The following is a 20,092-nucleotide window of genomic DNA, read 5'->3' on the forward strand; positions in this document are numbered from 1 at the left end:
GCTCGCTTTGCGTTGCTGGCTTATCATCCAGATCAATTCAATAAAAGATGGAAATATAACAATGAGTACAGTGGTCTTACATCAATGGGAAATTTCACCGTTCTGCAAGAAAGTTGCGCGGATGTTGCAGTTTAAAGGCATTGCATTTGAAACTGTAAATTATAACGGCGTATTGGGGGCTAAAGTCCCAGGACTCAGCAAAGTCGGCAAAGTCCCTGTGCTGGATATCAACGGACAACGCATTCAGGACAGTACTAAAATTGCCCGTTTTCTAGATGATGCTTATCCAGAGTTGCCCCGTTTATATCCTACGGATCCGCTGCAAAAAGCCTATGTGGAATTGTGGGAAGACTGGTCGGACGAATTGTTATATTTCTATGAAGTATATTTTCGGGTCAGTGATGCCGATGCCTTGAATCATGCGGTGGCGATTAGTGCGGAAGGTCGTCCTAAGCATGAGATTGTATTAATGAAACCTTTGCTTAAAGCCGCGTTGAATCTGCAAGTGAAGATGCAAGGTACAGGACGAATGGCGAAGGCGGATATCGAGGCAGAATTTACTCGGCATTTAGAACGCATCGAGTTGGTATTGGGTCAAACGGGCTGGCTCGTCGGTGAGAGCAAAACCATTGCCGATATTGCAGTGGGTTCACAACTGTTAGAGGTAGTACGTACCAGTAAAATCTGGGGACCTAAAATTAACAGTTATCCGCATATTCAGCATTGGATACAACAATTATGAATCGGTCGAAGCAAGAGATAACGCAGCCAACTGCGATTGTTGCGGTGGTTGGTGTGGGTGCTGAGCAAGGCATTGGTGCAGCAGTCTGTCGTCGTTTTGCTCAGGAAAAATTCAAAGTCTATGTGGTGGGGCGAAGCTTAAATAAGGTCGAAAAGGTGGCGGCGGCGATTCATCGCCAAGGTGGGCAGGCGGTGGCTTATGCACTGGATGCTGAAAATGAGCAGCAGCTGCAGGCCTTGTTTGATCATTTAAACGATCAGCCAGAAGCATTGGCAGCGGTGATTCATAATGTGGGCGGTAATATTCCTTCGATCTTTTTACAAAGCAGTCTGAAGTTTTTTAGCCAAATGTGGCGTTCCACCTTTTTATCCGCAGTGTTGGTGGCGCAGCGTAGTTTAAGCATTTTTCAAAAACAGCAGCAGGGCACATTGATTTTTACCGGTGCCAGTGCTTCTTTGCGAGGTAAACCTTTTTTTGCAGCATTTACGATGGGTAAGTCTGCGCTCAGAAGCTATGCCTTAAATTTGGCTGAGCTCTACCGCCCGCAAAATATCCATGTGGCGCATGTGGTGGTGGATGGCATGGTCGATGGTGATCGTGTTAATAAAGCCTTATGGGGCTTGGGACGGCTAGCGCGGTTAACCCGTGGTACGGGTGGTTTAAATATTGAGGCAATTGCTGAAAATTACTGGATGCTCTATCAGCAAAATGTTGATTTATGGACGCATGAACTGGATTTACGTCCTTATCAGGAGAAATTCTAAGATGAGTAAGTTGCTGCCACACTGGTTGAAAGCCCAACAAAAAATGCAGGGCTGTGCGGTGATCGTGGGTAATGATGTGCAGGCGTTAAGCCCGCTTTTTAGCCCTGAGATACCTGTTTATCAACTTCAGCATGATGTAACCCAAACACAGCCACAGCTTGAGGTTCAAGCACAGAGGTGGATCCGTGTACGACTGAATTTACTGGATGCGAGTGCGCTAAAAAAATGCATGCAACAGATTCAAACAGCAGGGCATTTTGTCGATTTATGCATCTTTCAACCTGACTTTGTGCTGCCTGAAAATAGCCATACATTGTCCGCTGAACAGCTTGAGTCCTATTGGCAAAACACAGGCTTAACCGCAGTGAGTATTGCTCAAGCTGTGATTCGACAAATGCTCTCCAAACAACATGGGACTTTGATTTTTTTAGGGCAACAGCAGCCTATTCAATCTGAGCGAGATTTATTCAGTCAAAGCCTGTCTGCCAGTATTCGAGCTTTAGCACAGTCATTGGCGCGAGAGTTTCAACCGAAGGGAATTCATGTGGTCTATTGTATGCTGTCACATTGGCAAAGTGCTAACCATGCGTTGATGCAATCGCTGCAACAGACCTGTTGGCATCTGTATCAACAACCCAAATCGACGTGGAGTCAGGAGTTACGCTTAGGATTATAAAATCACGCGTATTCAATCTTTGGACTGAAATGCAGTATAGAGCAGGCTAATGATGTTTGAAATTTCAGTTTCATTGATGGCGGCATAGCCAAAACGGATATGAAAATGCTGATTTGAGGCTTGGCTTTCAGCCGCAAAATGCGCTTCAGCATCAATATGCAACTGATTCAGAAGCTCGTTATATTCAGCACGATAGGGAAATTTGAACTTGACCCATAGCGCCATGCCTCCCAACGGAGGGTTAATGTCTACCCGATCGTTAAATACCACTTGGAAGCGATTCACTGCAAAATCACGTCGTTGTTGATAAATTTTGCGCATCTTACGGATATGGCGCTTAATTTCACCTTGTTGCATCAGTTCCGCCATCGCCAATTCAGTGATGATATTGCCTTGTTTATCAATCAACAGAATCTCCTGATTCATGGCCTGGATGATGTCTCGATTGGCGACCACATAGCCAATCCTTAAACTTGGGGCAAAGACTTTAGACAGTGATCCAATATGAATAACTTTTTCTGCATGCGGCAAGCTAATGAGCGGTGGAATCGGGCGGCTGTCATAATGAAACTCATGATCGTAGTCATCTTCAATAATATAAAAATCAAAGCTTTTGGAGAGTTCCAATAATTTTAAGCGCCGATCCATTGCCATGGTCACGGTGGTTGGATATTGATGATGCGGGGTGGTATAGATTGCAGCCACATCATATTTTTTTAGTAGTTCTTCAAGATGCTCAATATCAAGACCGTACTGATCCAGCCCAACTCGAACGATGTGATAATGATGCGATAAAAAAGTTTCAATCGCAGGTGGATAAGACCATTGCTCCACCACAATCACCTTGCGTTGAGCAGACTGCCCAGCCAGTACACGAGCCGCTAAAAAAATCCCCATTTGGCTGCCACGAACCACACCAATATTGTCGATTGTGGTTTTAATAAAGCGTTCCATCGACAGCATTTGCAGCAATGCCTGACGTAACTCAATACTGCCTTGTGGGTCGCCATAGCCCATGATTTGAGAACGGGTCACTTGAATTAAGGCATGTCGATAGGCTCGTGAAAATAATTCATAGGGAATTAGACGCGTATCTGGAATGCCGTCATTTTTAACTGCTGTTGGACTTGCTGTACTCGGTGACGGATTGAGCTCTAGCGCAGCATTGCTCTTTTTATGTTTTAACTCAGGTAGGTTCTCTGCCACAAAGGTGCCTTGTCTTGGCTTGGAGATCAACCAGCCTTGTGCTTCTAAATCTTCATAAACCGACTGTACGGTTTTACGATTAATCTTTAATTCTTCCGCAAGCGAGCGGGAGCCAGACAGACGTGAACCTGAGCTGAGCCGTCCAGACAGAATCTCTTCAATAATCTGATTGGCCAACTTGAGAAAGATGGTTTTTTCTTCTCGCTCTTCAAGATGAAGACGAATCTTCCACGGTTGCTGCATGCTGATCTGGACCATATAAGTTTTATAAACTGGATATTTTAACTCATCCACTGACTTCGTATTCTGCATCTGTCCCATCCACAAATCAACCGTAGCGAGGTGGTCTTATGCAAACCGCATTACTCAGCAAACAGCAATTGATGCAAACTGCACAGCAGAATATGAATTTGATCCAAGAGGTCAGTTATACGGATCGACAGAAGTTAGCTTTAACTTGTCGTATTTTATTTGATCATGGCCATGATGCAGGCTTGGCGGGGCAAATTACCTGTCGTGCCGAACAAGAAAATACCTTTATCACACAGCGTTTTGGTTTGGGTTTTGACGAAATTACCGCAGCCAATTTATTGGTGGTTGATCAAGACCTCAAACCTTTAGATCAGCAAGGCATGGCCAACCCAGCCAACCGTTTTCATACTTGGATTTATCAGCAACACCCTGAAGTGAATTGCATTATCCATACCCATCCCACTCATATTGCAGCCTTGTCGATGCTACGTGTGCCACTGGCCATTTCGCAAATGGATACCTGTGCCTTGTATGAAGATTGCTCTTTTGTCGGTGAATGGCCGGGGGTGCCAGTCGGCAATGAAGAAGGCATTTTTATTTCTGAAGCTTTAGGAAAAAATCGGGCGGTGTTGTTGTCTCATCACGGTCAACTGGTTGCAGGCAAGAGCATTGAAGAAGCTTGTAATTTAGCGTTGTTGATTGAACGTGCTGCACGTTTGCAATTGTTGGCGATGTCAGCAGGGCAAATCCAGCCGATTCCACATGAACTGGCAAAAGAAGCCCATGACTGGTTGTCTACTGATAAGCGCAACAAAGTTAATTTTGCCTACTACGCACGTAAGGCGTTGAAAAACCATCAAGATTGTATTGAGGAATAAATCACATGAAAATTGAAGGCATTATTGCTTATCCCGTCACGCCATTTAAAGCGGGCGGGCAACAACTTGATCTTGAGGCCCTAACGATCAGTCTCAATGCATTGCTTGAATCACAGTGTGATGCGATTGCACCTTTAGGCAGTGCAGGGGAAAGTGCTTATTTAACTTGGCAAGAATGGCAGCAGGTGGCACAAACCACCATTGAGGTGGTGAATCAACGTGTTCCTGTGATTGTTGGAATTTCTGAACTGACCACTGCGATGGCGATTCAAAAAGCCAAGAAAGCAGAAGAATTAGGCGCAGATGTGATTATGGTGATTCCAGTGTCGTATTGGAAACTCACCGATCAGGAAATTTATGATTATTATCAACAGATTGCCGCATCGGTAAAATTGCCAATTATGGTCTATAACAATCCTGCCACCAGTGGAATTGATATGTCACCTGAATTGATCGTGAAAATGTTTAATGAGATCGACAATATTTGCATGGTCAAAGACAGCACCGGTGATATTCAGCGTATGCATAAATTTCATGCTTTAACGCAGGGGCAGTTGCCATTTTATAATGGTTCTAATCCATTGGCGCTAGAAGCCTTTTGTGCTGGGGCGGCAGGTTGGTGTACGGCAGCACCCAATTTGCTCGGTGACTTGCCAAAGCAATTATATCAAGCGATTCAACAAGGCGATCTGTCAAAAGCGCAGGCGATATTTTATCAGCAACTCCCTGTGCTGAGTTTCATTGTCAAAGGGGGTTTACCGAAAACAGTGAAATCGGGGCTCAATCTATTGGGCTTTTCGGTCGGGGTGCCAAGACCACCTTTGCAAGGTGCGACAGGGGCTGAAATTGAGCAGTTAAAAGGCTTGATACAAGCGGCTGTAAAATAAGCATGTTCAAGTCAGGTCGAGATTGATCGACCTGACGTCACTTGTTTGTGCTCTAAATTGGGTTTTGACGAAATTGGCTCGGTGTTACACCACTCCATTTTTTAAAGGCACGGGCAAAGTTGGCAGGCTGTAGATAGCCTAAGTACAGTGCAATATCCTGTATTTCGATATGATTGTTATGCAGAAGTTTTTGTGCTTCTTGATATCTGATTTCATCTAATAGACCCAGATAGGAATAACCGGCTTCATCCAGATGTCGTCGTAAGGTGCGACTCGACATATGCAGACGTTCCGCAACTTGATCTAGACTTGGATAACCTTTTTGCGGCGTGAGAACTAATTCTGTTTTAACACGTAAGCCAATATCTTGAATGGTTTCAGAAAAACGAATTTGTTCAGCTTCACATTGCGCTAAAGCCTGTTGAAAAGCAGTGGGATCTGCCATTTTGGTGACATGGTTGAGGATGGATGCTGGGTAGCAAATTTGGTTTTGGGCTTGATCAAAATGGATCTGAGGAAGTTGAGCTTGAAACTGTTGATGGTAAGGTGGTTCAGACCAATCTACCTGAAGTTGGACCTCAGCAAAATCACGCTCGGTTAATGAGCGTCCCGTTTGTACAATGCCAATCATCAGGCATTCATAGAAAAAACGTCTTAAAATTTCCGCCTGTTCAGCATGCTGACTGACGACGGGGTGAGTCTGCTTGATTTCAATGGTGGAGTGTTGTTGGTGTTCAAAAAAATCAATTCGGTAATCTTTGAGCCGCATATTAAAAAATTGCGTTGCAAGTTCAATCGACTGTCGCAAAGAAGGGCTACTCATTAGCGCATAGCCCATTGGACCATGGGCGGTGAGACGCAGTTTTAGCCCATATTCGTAGCCTAAACCAGTATCTTTGGCCAAACTTAAACAGATCCAAGCCAATTTTGACCATTGTTTGGGACTGATACGCGCATCTAATTGATGCAGCAATGCCGAAGCTATTTTACTTTGCTGCAGAATCTCGGAAGCAGAGAAGCCTTTTTCAACCATAATTTCCAAGAGTAAATGCACATAAGAAATCGGAATACTGGCTTTGGATAAGCCATAGGGATCTTTCATTTCTTGTTTTAATTTGGCCGAAAATGATTAGCAGTATGGCTGAATTACCGCTCACGCTCAAGTTTTAGCTCTTAGATACTAGGATTATTCTATTGATCTGAGTATGGATGATGAGTTTAGCACCCCCTTTAAAAGATTCCCCAGTTGTGATTACCGGTGCTTCTTCGGGTATTGGAGAAGCATTGGCACAACAATTTGCAGCACGAGGCTATTCACTTATTTTGGTTGCACGACGTGTCGATAAACTAGAAGCACTTGCCAGTCATCTACGTGAAAAATACCAAGTCGAGGTGACTTTACGTCCATGTGATCTTGCGGATCGCCAAGATAGAACCACTTTCCGCAAAGAGTTAGAGCAGATCAATGTCGCTGTGTTATGCAATAACGCAGGCTTTGCCACTTTCGGACGTTTGCATGAGTTGGATGCGGATCGGGAGCGTGAACAGACCGAAGTGAATACGGTGGCAGTGCAGGATCTGACTTTAGCGGTATTGCCGAAAATGATTCAGCGTCGAACAGGTGCGATTCTGATTGTGGGTTCGACCTCGGGTCATCAACCGACACCAGCCAACGCAACCTATGCTGCAAGCAAAGCCTTTGCCAATTCTTTTGCCGAATCACTCCATAGTGAGCTGAACGGCACAGGCGTGAGTTGTACCTTATTGGCACCGGGCCCAACCAAAACAGGGTTCAATGAAGTGGCAGGCATCAGCAAAATTGACGGCATTGGAGGCAATCTGGTCTGGGTGTCGGCAGAACGTGTTGCCAAAGAAGCCATTCAAGGCATGGCTTGCAATCGTCGGATTGTGATTCCTGGATGGCTTGCCCAAGCCCAGACTCTTGGAGGACGCTATACCCCACGCATCATCCTATTACCGATATTAAAGCAGGTCTTTTCGAGGTTAAAAGCATGAGACAGTTGATAAATGACCTACGCACACCTATTGGTCTCGCCAATTTAGGCAATAAGCTCTATCACAATGCCCAATATTTAACTGCGGTGGTCGAGGTGAATGAAAAGGCGATGGCCCGTTGGTTACCTGCTGGCATGAAGTTGGCCAAACCTGCCAGAGCGGATTTGTTTTGTGCCTATTTCCCCGAAAATGTCTATACGGGGGCGTATCACGAGGCAGGCTTATTTGTACATATTCAGGTCGGTAATAAAACTGGCATCTTTTGCCCGTGGATGATCTTGGATGATGACCGTGCCATGATTATTGGGCGGGAATTGCTGGGCTATCCGAAAAAAATCGGGGAAATCAGTTGGGACAATGATGGTTCACGGATTATCAGTCAGGCATCGCGCCGTGGAACGGTCTTGATTGAAATGGAAGCCAAACTGGGTGAGCTAATAAAGGACGCACCCCCCATTTTAGGTTTGCCGCATCGCAATATTACAGGCGGTTTAGGCTTAGGTTTACCCCGAGAAGTGCGATTCACGCCGAAAGAACATCCTGTTGAAGTACGTCGTGTTGAAATGAAATTATGCTTTAGGGGGACGGTGAATGATCCTTTGCATGAAATGGGCTTAGGCAAAGTGGTGGATGCACGTTTGCATCGGGTGGACTTATCAGGTGGTCTTATTCCACCGATTCAGATTCCACGGTTACGCACCCCATTATTTTTACTGCGCCAATTTAATCCGCGTGTTTTATAGCTGAGGGCCACCTGATGAATCTTGTTGCTGTTTCTTCAAAGCCGACGGTTGCTGACTATCGTCAAGTTTCTGCTTCGATTGATATCCAAGTACGTAACATGGATTTTGCTTTTCCAGATGACATTCCAGAATTTTGGTTTCACCAGAATCCTTTACTGAGCATGTTGCTGACCGCCTTATCCAGTGCATTTCCTGAGGGAGAGCGGCAGTTTATTCATAGCGTGCGCCTTTATCAATCACAGATCAAAGATCCTGTCTTACTGAAACAAGTGCGTGCCTTTATTGGTCAAGAAGCACATCACGGTAAAGAACATGATGGATTGAATACCATGATGTTGAAAAAAGGTTATCCAGTCGATCGAATTTATAAGCGATTTAAAAAGATGAATCGATTGATGCAGACACAATTTTCTCCTGCGCATCAGTTGGCGTGTACGGTATGCATGGAGCATCTAACAGCAATTCTTGCAGATTATTTTATCGCGACTGCACCTGAGGATTTGGCTTTATTTCATGCGCAGGTGAGAAAAATCTGGGCATGGCATGCCATTGAAGAAACCGAACACAAAGCGGTGGCCTTTGATGTGTATCAAAGTTTGGTTAATCGACCTTATTTCCTAAGGTTGGTGATGTTGGAAACAACACTTTCTTTTGTGATGATCACCACTCGCGGAACCATCGAGCTTTTACAGCACTCAGGCCAACAAGGCGATTTAAAAGGGGTATACCAAGGGCTTCATTATCTATTTGGACGTAAAGGTTTAATCAGAAGGATAAGCAGACCCTATCTCGACTTTTTCTCAGCAGATTTTCATCCTTGGCAGCATGACAACCGTGATCAAGTGAATCGGCTTAAACAGCAATATTTAGCATGAGCTTCTGGCAGCGCATTGGCTCAGATCAGCATCGCGCTGCTTAGCTATAGATTAATATTTTAGGAACAATGAAAATGACAGCATCACTATCCTCAAATTCTGCTTTACAACAACCACTGCAGTTGGCATGTGGCATCAGCATCCCAAACCGAATTGCAAAGTCAGCCATGAGTGAACAATTGGCAGATCGACATGGCTCGCCTACCACGGATTTACAGCAGCTTTATGCCGCATGGGCCAGAGGTGGAACAGGTCTGTTAATCACCGGCAATGTGATGATTGATCATCGTGCCTTTGTTGAGCCAAGGAATGTGGTGTTGGAAGACCAGCAATTCTTGCAAGCGCATAAACTTTGGGCCCAAGCAGCACAGGCCAATGGCAGCAAGATTATTATGCAAATCAACCACCCCGGTCGTGTTGCGGTTTTACCCTTATTAAAAAAGCCGATTGCACCCTCAGCGGTGGGGTTGGATTTGCCTGCAATGAATCTGATTCGCGTGCCACGTGCGATGTCTGAAACAGAAATACTGGAACAAATTCAGCGTTTTGCAAAGACGGCAGCACTTGCTGTGAAAGCAGGTTTTGATGGGGTACAAGTCCATGCCGCCCATGGCTATTTGTTGTCGCAATTCTTATCCCCTTTGGCCAATACCCGTAGCGATCAATGGGGTGGAAGCCCAGAAAATCGTCGCCGTATTTTGATTGAAACGGTTCGGACTGTGCGTCAAGCCATTGGTAAAAATAAAATTCTCAGTGTCAAACTGAATTCAGCCGATTTTCAAAAAGGGGGCTTGAGTCAGGAAGAATCGGTGCAGATTGCTTTGGCCTTGGAAGCTGAAGGGATTGATTTACTGGAAGTGTCAGGTGGAAATTATGAGTCACCCGCGCAACTGGGATATGCGCCTGAGCGTCAGGCTCTGCGCGATGCCTATTTTCTGGATTATGCCAGTGCTTTGCGCCAACACGGCAGATTACCGTTGATGCTCACGGGTGGGCTACGCAATGTCGAGCTGATGAATCGTATTGTGGCTGATGGTACTGTAGATTTGGTGGGACTTGCTCGACCATTTGCAATGCAACCTGATCTAGCCAAACAGCTCTTGGCTGGTAAATCCGTTGTTGCTGATGCAAAAATTCCAGCACTTGGCTATAAGCCCGTCGATGCCTATCTGCAACTGGCTTGGCATGCCGCTCAATTCCGCCGTATCAGCAGTGGCCAGAAACCAAAGGCGATTAAGGGTCTCGTCCGTACTTTGCTGGCATTTGGACCACGGATGGGTTTTAACATTTTGACGCAGGAATAGTCGTCACGGTTATTTAGATAAGGAGTTGTCTTATGCGTGGATTAATGAAAGAAACCCATTCAATTATTCCTCGACGCCCCATATTTGATTTTGCAGCAACACCGAGCCACTGGATCTATGATGATCCAATGGCATCGCAGATGCTCAATGTGATTAATCCGATTACACCTGCACCAGAACGCTGGTTTTGTCAGACTTTTCGAGATGCGCTGCCTTTCGTTCAAGATCAACAATTAAAAGCAGCTGTGATGGCTTTCATTAAACAGGAAGGTGCGCATAGCTATGGACATACTTTAGGGACGCGGCATATCGAAGCCTTAGGGATTGATTTAATTCACTATAGTAAAATGATGAACTGGATATTTAACGACCTACTTGGCCCAAAACCATTGGGTTATACATTAAAGCATGCTCGGTTAAAATCCATGTGGTTAAACACACGCCTTGCCATGGTCGCAGCGGCAGAGCACTTAACGGGGGTGCTGGGACATTGGGTACTCAATGCTGAGGGACTACAGCAAGCACCTGTTGATCAACAAATGCTGCGTTTATTGCTATGGCATGGTGCAGAAGAAGTAGAGCATCGTGAAGTGGCGGATGCGATGTTTCGGCATTTGAGCAATAATCTTGTATTAAGAACAGGCGCGGCAGTTTTTACGTTTCCTTTATTTATTGTCTTGGCCTATATAGCTGTGGAAACTCTCGTCGCAAAAGATCCTCAATTACCACATCGTTTCCGCTATAAAGATTATTTTCGTGCAGCGAGACAGGATCGCGTGCCGCGAGCAAGCTATATTGCACGTGCCTGTTTACGCTACTTCCATCCCAAGCATAGTCCCTTAAATGAAGGCTCAACAGCACAAGCCTTGGCTTATTTAAACAATATGCCTGAGTTTAAGCCAACTTAGATAGGAACGCTTCTTTCACTTTAGGCGATGCCTGCCATCATCATTTGAATAGCAGCATCGCTATATTTTTTGAGCACATCAGAGTCAGCAGGCGCGGATAAAAACTTAAATGCACCCGCAATAATCATCCCGACAATAGCATGTCCGGTCATTTCGGTATCCAGATCCGCTTTTAAATAGCCGCACTTAACGCCATTTTTTAAATAGTCTGCGGTAAGTAAGCCACCGAGGTGTAACAGGTTATGCACCTGTGCTGTCATTTCTTTATCAATTGAAGTGGCTTCGAGCAGAATTAAGCGCACAGCGCGTGGATTATCTTTGGCAAATTCCTGAAATTTACTGGAAATCCTTTCACATTGTGTTCGATAAGCGTCTAAGGTCGATACTGCATCTGGCGCATTTTCATCGGCCAATAAGGCGGTAATTTTAAACATGGTATCGACAATGACTTTATCCAGAATGTCTCGCTTATTCTCAAAATGACGATAGAAAGTGCCATGACCAATCCCCAGTCTTTTGGCAATGTCAGAGATCGCAGTTTGATGATAACCGCGTTCAGAAAATTCCAAAAAAGCAGCTTCAATAATTTCTGCTTGTAATTGAATACGTTGGCGTTCAGCACGCGAGAGAGTTGTTTGATCATTCATGCTAAAAATTTTATCAGAACTTTATCGGAAATACGATAAAACAAAATTTAAGAAAATTGACACATCATTCCGTAAATGACATTATGTTCCGAATTGGTGATTTTTTGACTAATAAAAGGAACTGCACATGGGAAAAAAATACAGTTTTTTAAACAAAGTAGTGCTGATTACAGGTGGAGGGCGAGGGATTGGTTTAGCCACCGCCGTTGCCTTTAGAAAACTCGGTGCCAAAGTGGCAATTGGCGATATTGATCTAGAACTGGCTCAGCAGGCCGCCACTAAAGTGCAAGGTTTTGGTGGCTATTTGGATGTACGTTCACAGAACTCATTTCATGACTTGATTGTGCAGATTGAAAAAGCACTTGGGCCAGTAGATATCTTGGTCAACAACGCAGGCATTATGCCAATGGGGGCGATGGTCGAGGAAAGCCAAGCCATCACCGATGCGCAAATTGATATTAATTTACGTGGGGTGATTCATGGCATGAAAGCAGTACTGCCCAAAATGCTGGCGCGACAAACAGGTCATATCGTCAATGTCGCTTCTCTGGCAGGTAAATATCCGATTCCGGGTGCCAGTATTTATTGTGCAACGAAATTTGCAGTGGTTGGGCTGACCGCTTCTATGCAACAGGAACTTAGAGATACGCCGATTGGTGTATCCGCAGTGTTACCTTCTAAGGTCTTAACCGAATTGTCCTCTGGAACAGGAGACAGTTTGCCGATTCCGACCGTAGAACCGCAAGATGTAGCGAATGCGATTATTAAAGCAGTAGCGCATAATCTGGCTGAAATTGCGGTGCCGAATTATTTAACCCATAGCCCGAAAGCGTATGGATTGGTACCGCACTGGTTGAATACAGGGTTTCGTAAATTCATCGGGGATGATCGCATTTTAAAAGGTCTCGATCAGAATGATCGTAAAGCATATAGCCAACGTTTAAGCCAACTGGCACAGACAAAATAAGGATTACAACTCATGGCGAAGATCGAAAAATTTCATGTGGTGATTATTGGGGCTGGCTTTGCAGGGATTGGCGCAGCGATTAAATTACAGCAAGCGGGTTTTACAGATATCGTAATCTTGGAAAAAGCTGATGAAATTGGTGGTGTCTGGCGTGCCAACACCTACCCAGGTTGTGCTTGCGATGTCCCATCAGCGTTGTATTCCTATTCTTTTGCACCGAATCCACAATGGAGTCGGGTGTTTGCACAGCAGCAAGAAATTAAGACCTATATACAACATGTTGCGCAGCAGTTCGATGTGCAAAAGTATGTGCGCTTTGGCTATGAAATGCTGGAAAGTGCTTGGGATGATCAGGCCAAGCATTGGGTAGTGAAAACCAATCAAGGTTTCATCCATGCCCGTTTTGCGATTATGGCAGGTGGACCAATGCATCAGCCTGTATTGCCGAAAATTAAAGGTTTGCAGACCTTTAATGGGGCCCAGTTCCACTCGGCAGAATGGAACCATGACTTTGACTTAAACGGTAAAAAGGTTGCAGTTGTTGGGGCAGGTGCTTCGGCAATTCAATTTGTACCTGAGATTCAAGCTCAAGTGGAGAAACTCACTTTGCTACAGCGTACCCCACAATGGGTATTGCCAAAAATGGATCAGAGTCTACCCAAGCTTGCACAGGTACTGTTTAAAGTGCTTCCAGTCACACAACGTTTAACCCGTTATGGTGTTTATGGCGTATTTGAATCGTTAAATTCCAGTATGCACCATCCAAAATTGGTCGGCCAGATTGAACGCTTAGCCAAATTGAATATTCATTTAGGGGTGAAAGATCCAGCATTAAGAGCAAAACTTCTGCCTGATTTTACCATTGGCTGCAAACGGGTGTTACAGTCTAATCAATGGTATCCCGCATTGGCAAAGCCGAATGTCGAGGTGTTGCGCTGTGGGGTAGAAGAAGTGCGTGGCAATACGCTAATCGCCAGTGATGGATCGCAACATGAGGTCGATGCGATTATTTTTGGTACAGGTTTTGAAGTGAGTAATCCGCCGATTGCCAAACAGATTCGCAATAAACATGGCAAAAGCATGGACGAAGTCTGGCAGGGTAGTGCTAAAGGTTATCTCGGTACCGTGGTTGAAGGTTGTCCGAATGCCTTTGTGATGTTTGGTCCTAATATTGCCGTGAGTTCATCCGCACTGATCATCATTGAGGCGCAATTGGCGTATATCTTGGATATGTTGAAGAAGGTACAGGCACAACAGATTGAAACTATTGAAATTCGTGCTGAGGTATTGGAACAGTACAATGATGAAATCCAAGCTGCATTAAAAAATACGGTCTGGAATACCGGCGGATGCAGCAGCTATTTTATCGATCGGAATGGACGTAATAGTACCTTATGGCCGTGGACGACTTTTGAAATGCGATCTCGCTTAGCACATTGTGATCTTAACGATTATGTACTTGGTTTTACTGAGTCTGAAACTGATAAAAAAGCCAGTTAAATGATGACTCGGTGATGTCATGAATAGGAGCACATGATGCAGCAAAAAATAATGGAAACAGGTCTGAAAATAGGTTTGCGACTGAGTTTTAAACTGGCCAGTGGTCTGGCTTTACCTTTTCCAGTGTTGCGTACTGCTATGGAAGTCGGCTCAACTATTTTTAAACCTAGAGCCGATGTTTGGGTCAAACAGATTAAATTAAGAGACGCACTGGATCAGCGTATTGTGTTCGCCGAAGTGGCAACCCCTGAAAATGAAGCGCAAGGGGTACTCTTACACTGTCATGGTGGGGCATTCTTTGCAGGTTCGTCTCGGACGCATCGTGCTTTATCGACCGAGTTCGCTGCACGGGGCAAGCTCATCGTATATATGCTGGATTATCGACGTGCGCCTGAACATCCTTACCCAGCGGCATTGAATGATGTGAAGTCGGTCTATCAACATTTATTGAATGATGGTTGGAAGCCTGAACAGATTATTTTGGGGGGAGATTCCGGTGGTTGTGCTTTGGCCTTAGCTTTAGCCGTTGAACTGAGATCGGCAGGAGATGCTTTACCTGCTGGAATGGTGATGATCTCGCCTAATGTCGATATCAGCTTAAGTTCGGCTTCTGTTTATAACAATGCCAAACGAGATCCAATGATTCGCGCCTATGCCTTAAAACGTGGTGGCGATGGATATCGTGGGCAACTCCAATCCAATGATCCACGCATTTCACCTATTTTTGCTGATTTAACTGATCTTCCACCGATGTTGGTTCAAGCAGGCAGCGAGGAAATTTTGGTCGATGATGCGATCCATTTAGCTGAACGTGCCCAGCAATCGGGTGTGCAGGTTCATCTGCATGTTTATGAAAATATGTGGCATAACTTTCAGATGTTTAATCGCTTTATTCACAAGTCTGAACAGGCCCTAGATGAAATTGGGAGCTTTATGCAGAAGGTCTTAATCAAGGAGAAATAATGGTTTCGCTTTTAACTTAAATTTTTAACAACGGTTCATTTTAATTTTAAAGTCTATATTTTTGATTGAGATTAAAGCCATTATCATTTTAAAAATAAAAACAAGTATGTCACTCGAACAGATTTAAAACGCATCACTTTGCTGCACCTTTCTATTCAGGCCAACGCTTAAACATGTTGCTTATTTGAGAACATATATAGTGCTTCAAGAATAGCCTAAGCTATCCTTGAAACATCCTATCGTTATTGTTGTGCGAGACCTCCACCCAAGACTTTATAGAGTTCAATCTGATTATTCAGTCGTGCCTGTTCTAGCACTAGTAAACTTTGCTCAGCAGCATAATGAGCGCGTTGTGCATCCAAGACACTTAAATAGCTATCAATCCCTGCACGAAAACGGGTGTTTGAGAGCCGATAGGTGGTTTGTGTCGCATTGACCAAACGCCGTTGTGCTGAAATTCGTTCGTCCATATAGGCACGCGTAGCAAGGCTGTCGTTGACTTCTCTAAAGGCTGATTGAATGGATTTTTCATAATTCGACAGCGCAATTTGCTGCTCGATTTTTGAAATTTTGAGATTGGCCTGACGGGTGCCCCAGTCAAAGATTGGCAGATCCAGACTCGGGCCAACCGACCAGACCGCATGACCTGATTTAAACAAATCACTAAGTTGCGTCGATGCATAACCTGCTGTGCCCGTTAAACGAATACTGGGAAATAAGGCTGCTTTGGCAACCGCAATATTGGCACCCGCTTCGTGCAATTGATACTCAGTCAGTTTGAGGTCTGGACGATTATTCAGTAAATCACTGCTTAAACCGGTGCTTAATACTGTGGTGCTGCTGATGTTTTGAACCGGTTGTTGTGGCAAGAGATGCACTGGAAGCGGCTGACCGACCAATAGGTTAAGTAAATTCTGCGCCTGTGCCAGCTGAGTTTGATAGTTGGCCGCATCATGACGTGCAGTTTCGACCGAGATCTGTGCCTGACGCAAGGGAATTTCACTGTCAGTGCCAGCATTGAAACGCTTTTGATTGAGCTGATAAGCATTCAATTGTGCCGCCAGTGTTTGTTGAGCAAGTTTGAGCTGCGCATTGCTAAAGGCATAATCTAACCATGCTTGGCTGACTTGACTGACCAAACTGATTTGCATGGCATCACGCGCACTTTGGGTCGCCAGATAACGATCCAATGCTGCTTCTTTCAGATTGCGAACCCGTCCCCAAAAATCTAGCTCATAAGCGGTAAGGCCTAAGCCGACTTGCAAGCTTGAACTTGGATTGTGGGGATCAAGTGTCGGGGAGACTTGGCGAAGCAGATCGGCACGACCAGCAATCATTGGAAACTGATCATTTTTGCTGATCTGATAATATTGCTGTGCGCGCTGAATATTCAGACTTGCGCTGCGTAAATCACGATTATGACTGAGGGCTAGTTCAATCACTTGCACTAAACGTGGATCGGCAAGAAACTGTTGATAGCCTTGACTAGCAATGGAGTTGCCTTGAATCGAATGATCATAACTGTTCGGAATATCGGCACTGACAATAGGTGGTTGTGGTTGAAGGTTTTGGCAGCCACTGAGTGACAAGGCCAAAGCGGTCATCATCAGCCCAACACTGACAATTTGCCTGTATGCACGATGTTGAGAGGTTGTGGTGAAGGCGTGGGTGTTATTCATGCTTCGTACTCCATCGCATCAATTTTCTGTAGTTCCTGTACACGAGCCGAACTTTGGTTATGTTGACGTGCCAGCAGACTATAAATGGTGGGCAATACAAACAGGGTAAAGAAGGTACCAATCAACATGCCGCACACGATCACGACACCAAGACCAAAACGGCTATGTGCACCTGCTCCAGTGGAAAACAGCAGTGGAATAAGACCAAATACCATTGCTGCCGTGGTCATCAGAATCGGGCGTAAGCGAATTTGTGCTGCTTTGAGAATGGCGGCCCGTTTATCCAACCCTTCATGCAGTTGCAATTCATTGGCAAATTCAACCATGAGAATGCCATGTTTACTAATCAGACCAATCAGGGTGACCAGTCCAATTTGGGTGTAGATATTGACAGTGGCATAACCTAAAGCCAAAGGAATCAAAGCACCACAAATCGACAGGGGCACGGTAATTAAGATAATGAACGGGTCGACCAGACTTTCATATTGCGCGGCCAAGACCAGATAAATCACCACCAAGGCAGCCAAAAATGCAAATAACAAGGTATTGCCTTCCTGCATATATTGGCGGGCATCGGCTTGCCAGTCATGGCTAAACCCTGTGGGCAACTCAGCAGTGACTTGTTCAAGGAAGGCCAAGGCTTGACCAAGTGAAACCTCAGGTGCAGGAATGGCTTGGAAGGTTGCTGCATTTTGTTGGTTGAACTGGGTCAGCTTATTCGGTTCAACGGTTTCGTTTAAATGCACAACAGTAGACAGGGGAATCAGTGTTCCTTGATCGGTGCGTACAAATTGTTGGGTCAATGCTTGCGCAGTCAGACGCTGGTTTTTGATGCTTTGCGGAATGACATCATAAGCACGGCCCAACATACTGAAACGGTTGACATAGTTTTCACCCACGAGCGTGGCGAGCGCCTCGCCAATATCCTGCATTCGAATGCCCAAGCTATTGGCCTTGGCACGATCGACTTCAATTTTCAGCATCGGATTATTGAAATCAAGATCACTGTCTACCACCACAAACAGACCACTTTCACGGGCTTTTTGTTTGATATTTTCCATGGTTTGATAAATGGTGGCATAGTCTTGCGCACTACGCAGCACCATCTGAATAGGCAGTCCACCTGTTGAACCAGGCAAGGCTGGATTTTGGAAGACAAAAATACTGCTTCCTTCTACAGCGCCCACTTTGCTTTGTAGTTCCTGTTGAATCTCATCTGCAGAACGGTTACGTTCAGCCCAAGTGGATAAGGTGGTACCGCCAAAACTGGCTGCTGGGCCATCGGTTCCATTAATAATCCAAGTGGTACTGGTTTCAGGTAGCATCCAGAACACTTTATCCAATTCCGCGTTGAAGTGTTCGGCATAGTTTAAATTGGCATGCTGAGGTGCTTTAATTGCAGTGAGGACACTGGCTTGATCTTCTAGTGGTGCTAATTCCTTTTGTGGGAGTTGATAGAGCAGAGGCAGGCTGGCAAAAACAGCAACTGCAAAGACCACAGTGATCCAACGATGCTGCAATGAAAATTGCAATACCTGATGGTAAATGTGGGTCAAGCGTTCAAAAAACCATTCTGCAGCTTTGGCCATGCGGCCTTCGTCCTGCTTGGATTGCAGCAGATAGGAACTCATTACCGGGGAGAGCGTCAGGGCAATAAGTCCAGAAACCAGAACAGCACCTGCGAGTGTTAAGGCAAACTCCTTAAATAATGAACCCGTTAGTCCGCCCATCAGACCAATTGGCGCATAGACGGCAGCAAGGGTGATGGTCATGGCGATCACGGGACCTGCCACTTCTCGCGCACCCACCAGTGCGGCAGCAATAGGCGACAAGCCTTCTTCAATATGACGGTGTACATTCTCCACCACCACAATCGCATCATCCACCACCAGTCCAATTGCCAGTACCATCGCCAATAAGGTCAGTAAGTTAATACTAAAGCCAAAAATCAGCATCAAGCCTAAAGCACCCAGCATTGACAGTGGAATTGTCACCACAGGAATCAAGACACTACGCAGCGAACCAAGACAGAGATAGATCACAGCAATGACAATAATCAGGGCTTCGATAAAGGTATGCAGCACTTCATCAATCGAAGCATCAATAAAACGTGCCGTTTCATAAGCCAGATTGGCTTTGACACTGGGTGGTAAGGTTTTCTGGATCTCAGGTAATTTATCTTTGATGCCTTGTACAATCACCAGTGGATTGCCTGTTGGGGTGGCTTGCAGACCAATGAAAATTGCAGCCTGACCATCCATCGAGGCACTGGTTTCGGTGGATGCTGCACCAAGTTCAACCGTAGCGACATCCTGCAAACGAATCAGGTTCTGCCCATCATTACGAATCACCAGATTTTTGAAGTCTTGAATACTGGTTAGCTCGGTTGACACATTGACATTGGAAACCACCAATTCACCTTTGATTTGGCCCGGCGCGGCTTGGTAGTTATTTTGACGAATGGCATTGGCGACATCGGCGGCGGTGACACCCCGACTGGCCAAGCGGTCTGCATCCAGCCAGATCCGCATTGCCAGACGCTGGCTGCCGTAGGTTTGTACTTTTGCCACACCTTCAATGGTGGATAGCATCGGTTCAACCACTCGGGACAGATAGTCGGTTAGCTCAGGCATAGAAAGTTGTTCACTGGAAAAGCCGATATAGGCCACATCGGTTGATTCACCAGAGGAGCGTTCAATCACGGGGTCGAATGCCTGTTCGGGCAATTTGTAGCGAACTTGATTGACCTTGGCCATGACTTCGGTCAGGGCCTGGGTGGAATCTCGGTTGAGTTGCATACGCAGGGTAATTACACTGCGACCTTGCACCGAGGATGAACTGAGGTAATCAATGCCTTCAACTGAAGAGACTGCTTGGGCAATCGGTTGTGTGACGAAACCTTGCATTAGCTCAGCCGAAGCGCCCGGATATTCGGTGCTGATGCTGATGGTTGAACTTTCTAATAAGGGATATTGGCGAATCGGCAGTTTATTTAGGGAGAATAGACCCGCCAATAAAATCAGGGTACTGACCACCAGAGCCAATACAGGGCGTTTTACAAAAAGATCGGTAAATTTCATCTGTA

General features: G+C 45.3%; 18 protein-coding genes. 13 read left to right on the top strand and 5 right to left on the bottom strand.

All coding sequences use genetic code 11. The features are described from left to right. Positions 1 to 61: 61 nt before the first annotated feature. From V6E90_RS01720 to V6E90_RS01730, 3 genes are read left to right on the top strand one after another with little or no spacing between them, the layout of a single operon-like run. The gene (locus tag V6E90_RS01720) at positions 62 to 742 is read left to right on the top strand and encodes a glutathione S-transferase family protein (protein ID WP_065342614.1); all 681 of its coding nucleotides are present in this window, start codon (positions 62 to 64) and stop codon (positions 740 to 742) included. After that, complete coding sequence (locus V6E90_RS01725) at positions 739 to 1,506, top strand: SDR family NAD(P)-dependent oxidoreductase (protein ID WP_332604323.1); 768 nt, start codon at positions 739 to 741, stop codon at positions 1,504 to 1,506. Before V6E90_RS01720 ends, V6E90_RS01725 begins: the two co-directional genes overlap by 4 nt. 1 nt (position 1,507) lies before the next feature. Next, a complete protein-coding gene (locus V6E90_RS01730; RefSeq protein WP_332604324.1) occupies positions 1,508 to 2,182 on the top strand; it encodes an oxidoreductase in 675 nt (224 codons plus the stop codon). Between the two features lie 12 nt (positions 2,183 to 2,194). Here V6E90_RS01730 and pdxR read toward each other — a convergent pair whose 3' ends face one another. Continuing rightward, complete coding sequence (pdxR, locus tag V6E90_RS01735) at positions 2,195 to 3,700, bottom strand: MocR-like pyridoxine biosynthesis transcription factor PdxR (RefSeq protein WP_332604325.1); 1,506 nt, start codon at positions 3,698 to 3,700, stop codon at positions 2,195 to 2,197. Positions 3,701 to 3,738: 38 nt separating this feature from the next. Between pdxR and V6E90_RS01740 the strand changes: the two genes are divergently transcribed. Next, positions 3,739 to 4,518, top strand: coding sequence for an aldolase (locus tag V6E90_RS01740; RefSeq protein ID WP_005273522.1), 780 nt, complete (start codon positions 3,739 to 3,741; stop codon positions 4,516 to 4,518). A 5-nt stretch (positions 4,519 to 4,523) separates the two neighbouring features. After that, positions 4,524 to 5,405: a dihydrodipicolinate synthase family protein gene (locus V6E90_RS01745; protein WP_332604326.1), complete on the top strand. Its 882-nt coding sequence runs from the start codon at positions 4,524 to 4,526 to the stop codon at positions 5,403 to 5,405. A gap of 52 nt (positions 5,406 to 5,457) precedes the next feature. Here V6E90_RS01745 and V6E90_RS01750 read toward each other — a convergent pair whose 3' ends face one another. Further along, positions 5,458 to 6,507: a helix-turn-helix transcriptional regulator gene (locus V6E90_RS01750; RefSeq protein WP_332604327.1), complete on the bottom strand. Its 1,050-nt coding sequence runs from the start codon at positions 6,505 to 6,507 to the stop codon at positions 5,458 to 5,460. A gap of 110 nt (positions 6,508 to 6,617) precedes the next feature. Here V6E90_RS01750 and V6E90_RS01755 point away from each other — a divergent pair, with 110 nt between their 5' ends. From V6E90_RS01755 to V6E90_RS01775, 5 genes are all read left to right on the top strand, one after another. Further along, positions 6,618 to 7,421, top strand: coding sequence for an SDR family NAD(P)-dependent oxidoreductase (locus tag V6E90_RS01755; RefSeq protein ID WP_065342608.1), 804 nt, complete (start codon positions 6,618 to 6,620; stop codon positions 7,419 to 7,421). Further along, positions 7,418 to 8,164, top strand: a complete 747-nt coding sequence (locus tag V6E90_RS01760) for an acetoacetate decarboxylase family protein (RefSeq protein WP_065342607.1) — start codon at positions 7,418 to 7,420, stop codon at positions 8,162 to 8,164. Before V6E90_RS01755 ends, V6E90_RS01760 begins: the two co-directional genes overlap by 4 nt. Before the next feature lie 14 nt (positions 8,165 to 8,178). Then, the gene (locus V6E90_RS01765) at positions 8,179 to 9,039 is read left to right on the top strand and encodes a metal-dependent hydrolase (RefSeq protein WP_332604329.1); all 861 of its coding nucleotides are present in this window, start codon (positions 8,179 to 8,181) and stop codon (positions 9,037 to 9,039) included. A gap of 74 nt (positions 9,040 to 9,113) precedes the next feature. Then, complete coding sequence (locus V6E90_RS01770) at positions 9,114 to 10,343, top strand: NADH:flavin oxidoreductase/NADH oxidase family protein (protein WP_332604330.1); 1,230 nt, start codon at positions 9,114 to 9,116, stop codon at positions 10,341 to 10,343. 32 nt (positions 10,344 to 10,375) lie between these two features. Further along, on the top strand, positions 10,376 to 11,251 hold the full coding sequence (locus V6E90_RS01775) for a metal-dependent hydrolase (RefSeq protein WP_332604331.1): 876 nt from the start codon (positions 10,376 to 10,378) through the stop codon (positions 11,249 to 11,251). Positions 11,252 to 11,271: 20 nt separating this feature from the next. Here V6E90_RS01775 and V6E90_RS01780 read toward each other — a convergent pair whose 3' ends face one another. Beyond that, complete coding sequence (locus tag V6E90_RS01780) at positions 11,272 to 11,898, bottom strand: TetR/AcrR family transcriptional regulator (protein WP_016652807.1); 627 nt, start codon at positions 11,896 to 11,898, stop codon at positions 11,272 to 11,274. A gap of 127 nt (positions 11,899 to 12,025) precedes the next feature. On the opposite strand from V6E90_RS01780, the gene V6E90_RS01785 reads away from it, so the two are divergent. Genes V6E90_RS01785 through V6E90_RS01795 form a run of 3 tightly spaced genes read left to right on the top strand, consistent with a single transcriptional unit; the run spans position 12,026 to position 15,328 of the window. Then, the gene (locus V6E90_RS01785; protein WP_332604332.1) at positions 12,026 to 12,865 is read left to right on the top strand and encodes an SDR family oxidoreductase; all 840 of its coding nucleotides are present in this window, start codon (positions 12,026 to 12,028) and stop codon (positions 12,863 to 12,865) included. 12 nt (positions 12,866 to 12,877) lie between these two features. Then, positions 12,878 to 14,365, top strand: a complete 1,488-nt coding sequence (locus V6E90_RS01790) for a flavin-containing monooxygenase (protein WP_332604333.1) — start codon at positions 12,878 to 12,880, stop codon at positions 14,363 to 14,365. A gap of 36 nt (positions 14,366 to 14,401) precedes the next feature. Further along, positions 14,402 to 15,328: an alpha/beta hydrolase gene (locus tag V6E90_RS01795; RefSeq protein ID WP_332604334.1), complete on the top strand. Its 927-nt coding sequence runs from the start codon at positions 14,402 to 14,404 to the stop codon at positions 15,326 to 15,328. Between the two features lie 242 nt (positions 15,329 to 15,570). Here V6E90_RS01795 and adeC read toward each other — a convergent pair whose 3' ends face one another. Next, the gene (gene adeC, locus V6E90_RS01800) at positions 15,571 to 17,007 is read right to left on the bottom strand and encodes an AdeC/AdeK/OprM family multidrug efflux complex outer membrane factor (protein ID WP_332604335.1); all 1,437 of its coding nucleotides are present in this window, start codon (positions 17,005 to 17,007) and stop codon (positions 15,571 to 15,573) included. After that, complete coding sequence (locus tag V6E90_RS01805; protein ID WP_332604336.1) at positions 17,004 to 20,087, bottom strand: MexW/MexI family multidrug efflux RND transporter permease subunit; 3,084 nt, start codon at positions 20,085 to 20,087, stop codon at positions 17,004 to 17,006. The genes adeC and V6E90_RS01805 overlap by 4 nt, the downstream gene beginning before the upstream one ends. Between the last annotated feature and the right edge of the window lie 5 nt (positions 20,088 to 20,092).

It is taken from the genome of Acinetobacter sp. ESBL14, from assembly GCF_036668815.1.
GTDB lineage: Bacteria > Pseudomonadota > Gammaproteobacteria > Pseudomonadales > Moraxellaceae > Acinetobacter > Acinetobacter gyllenbergii.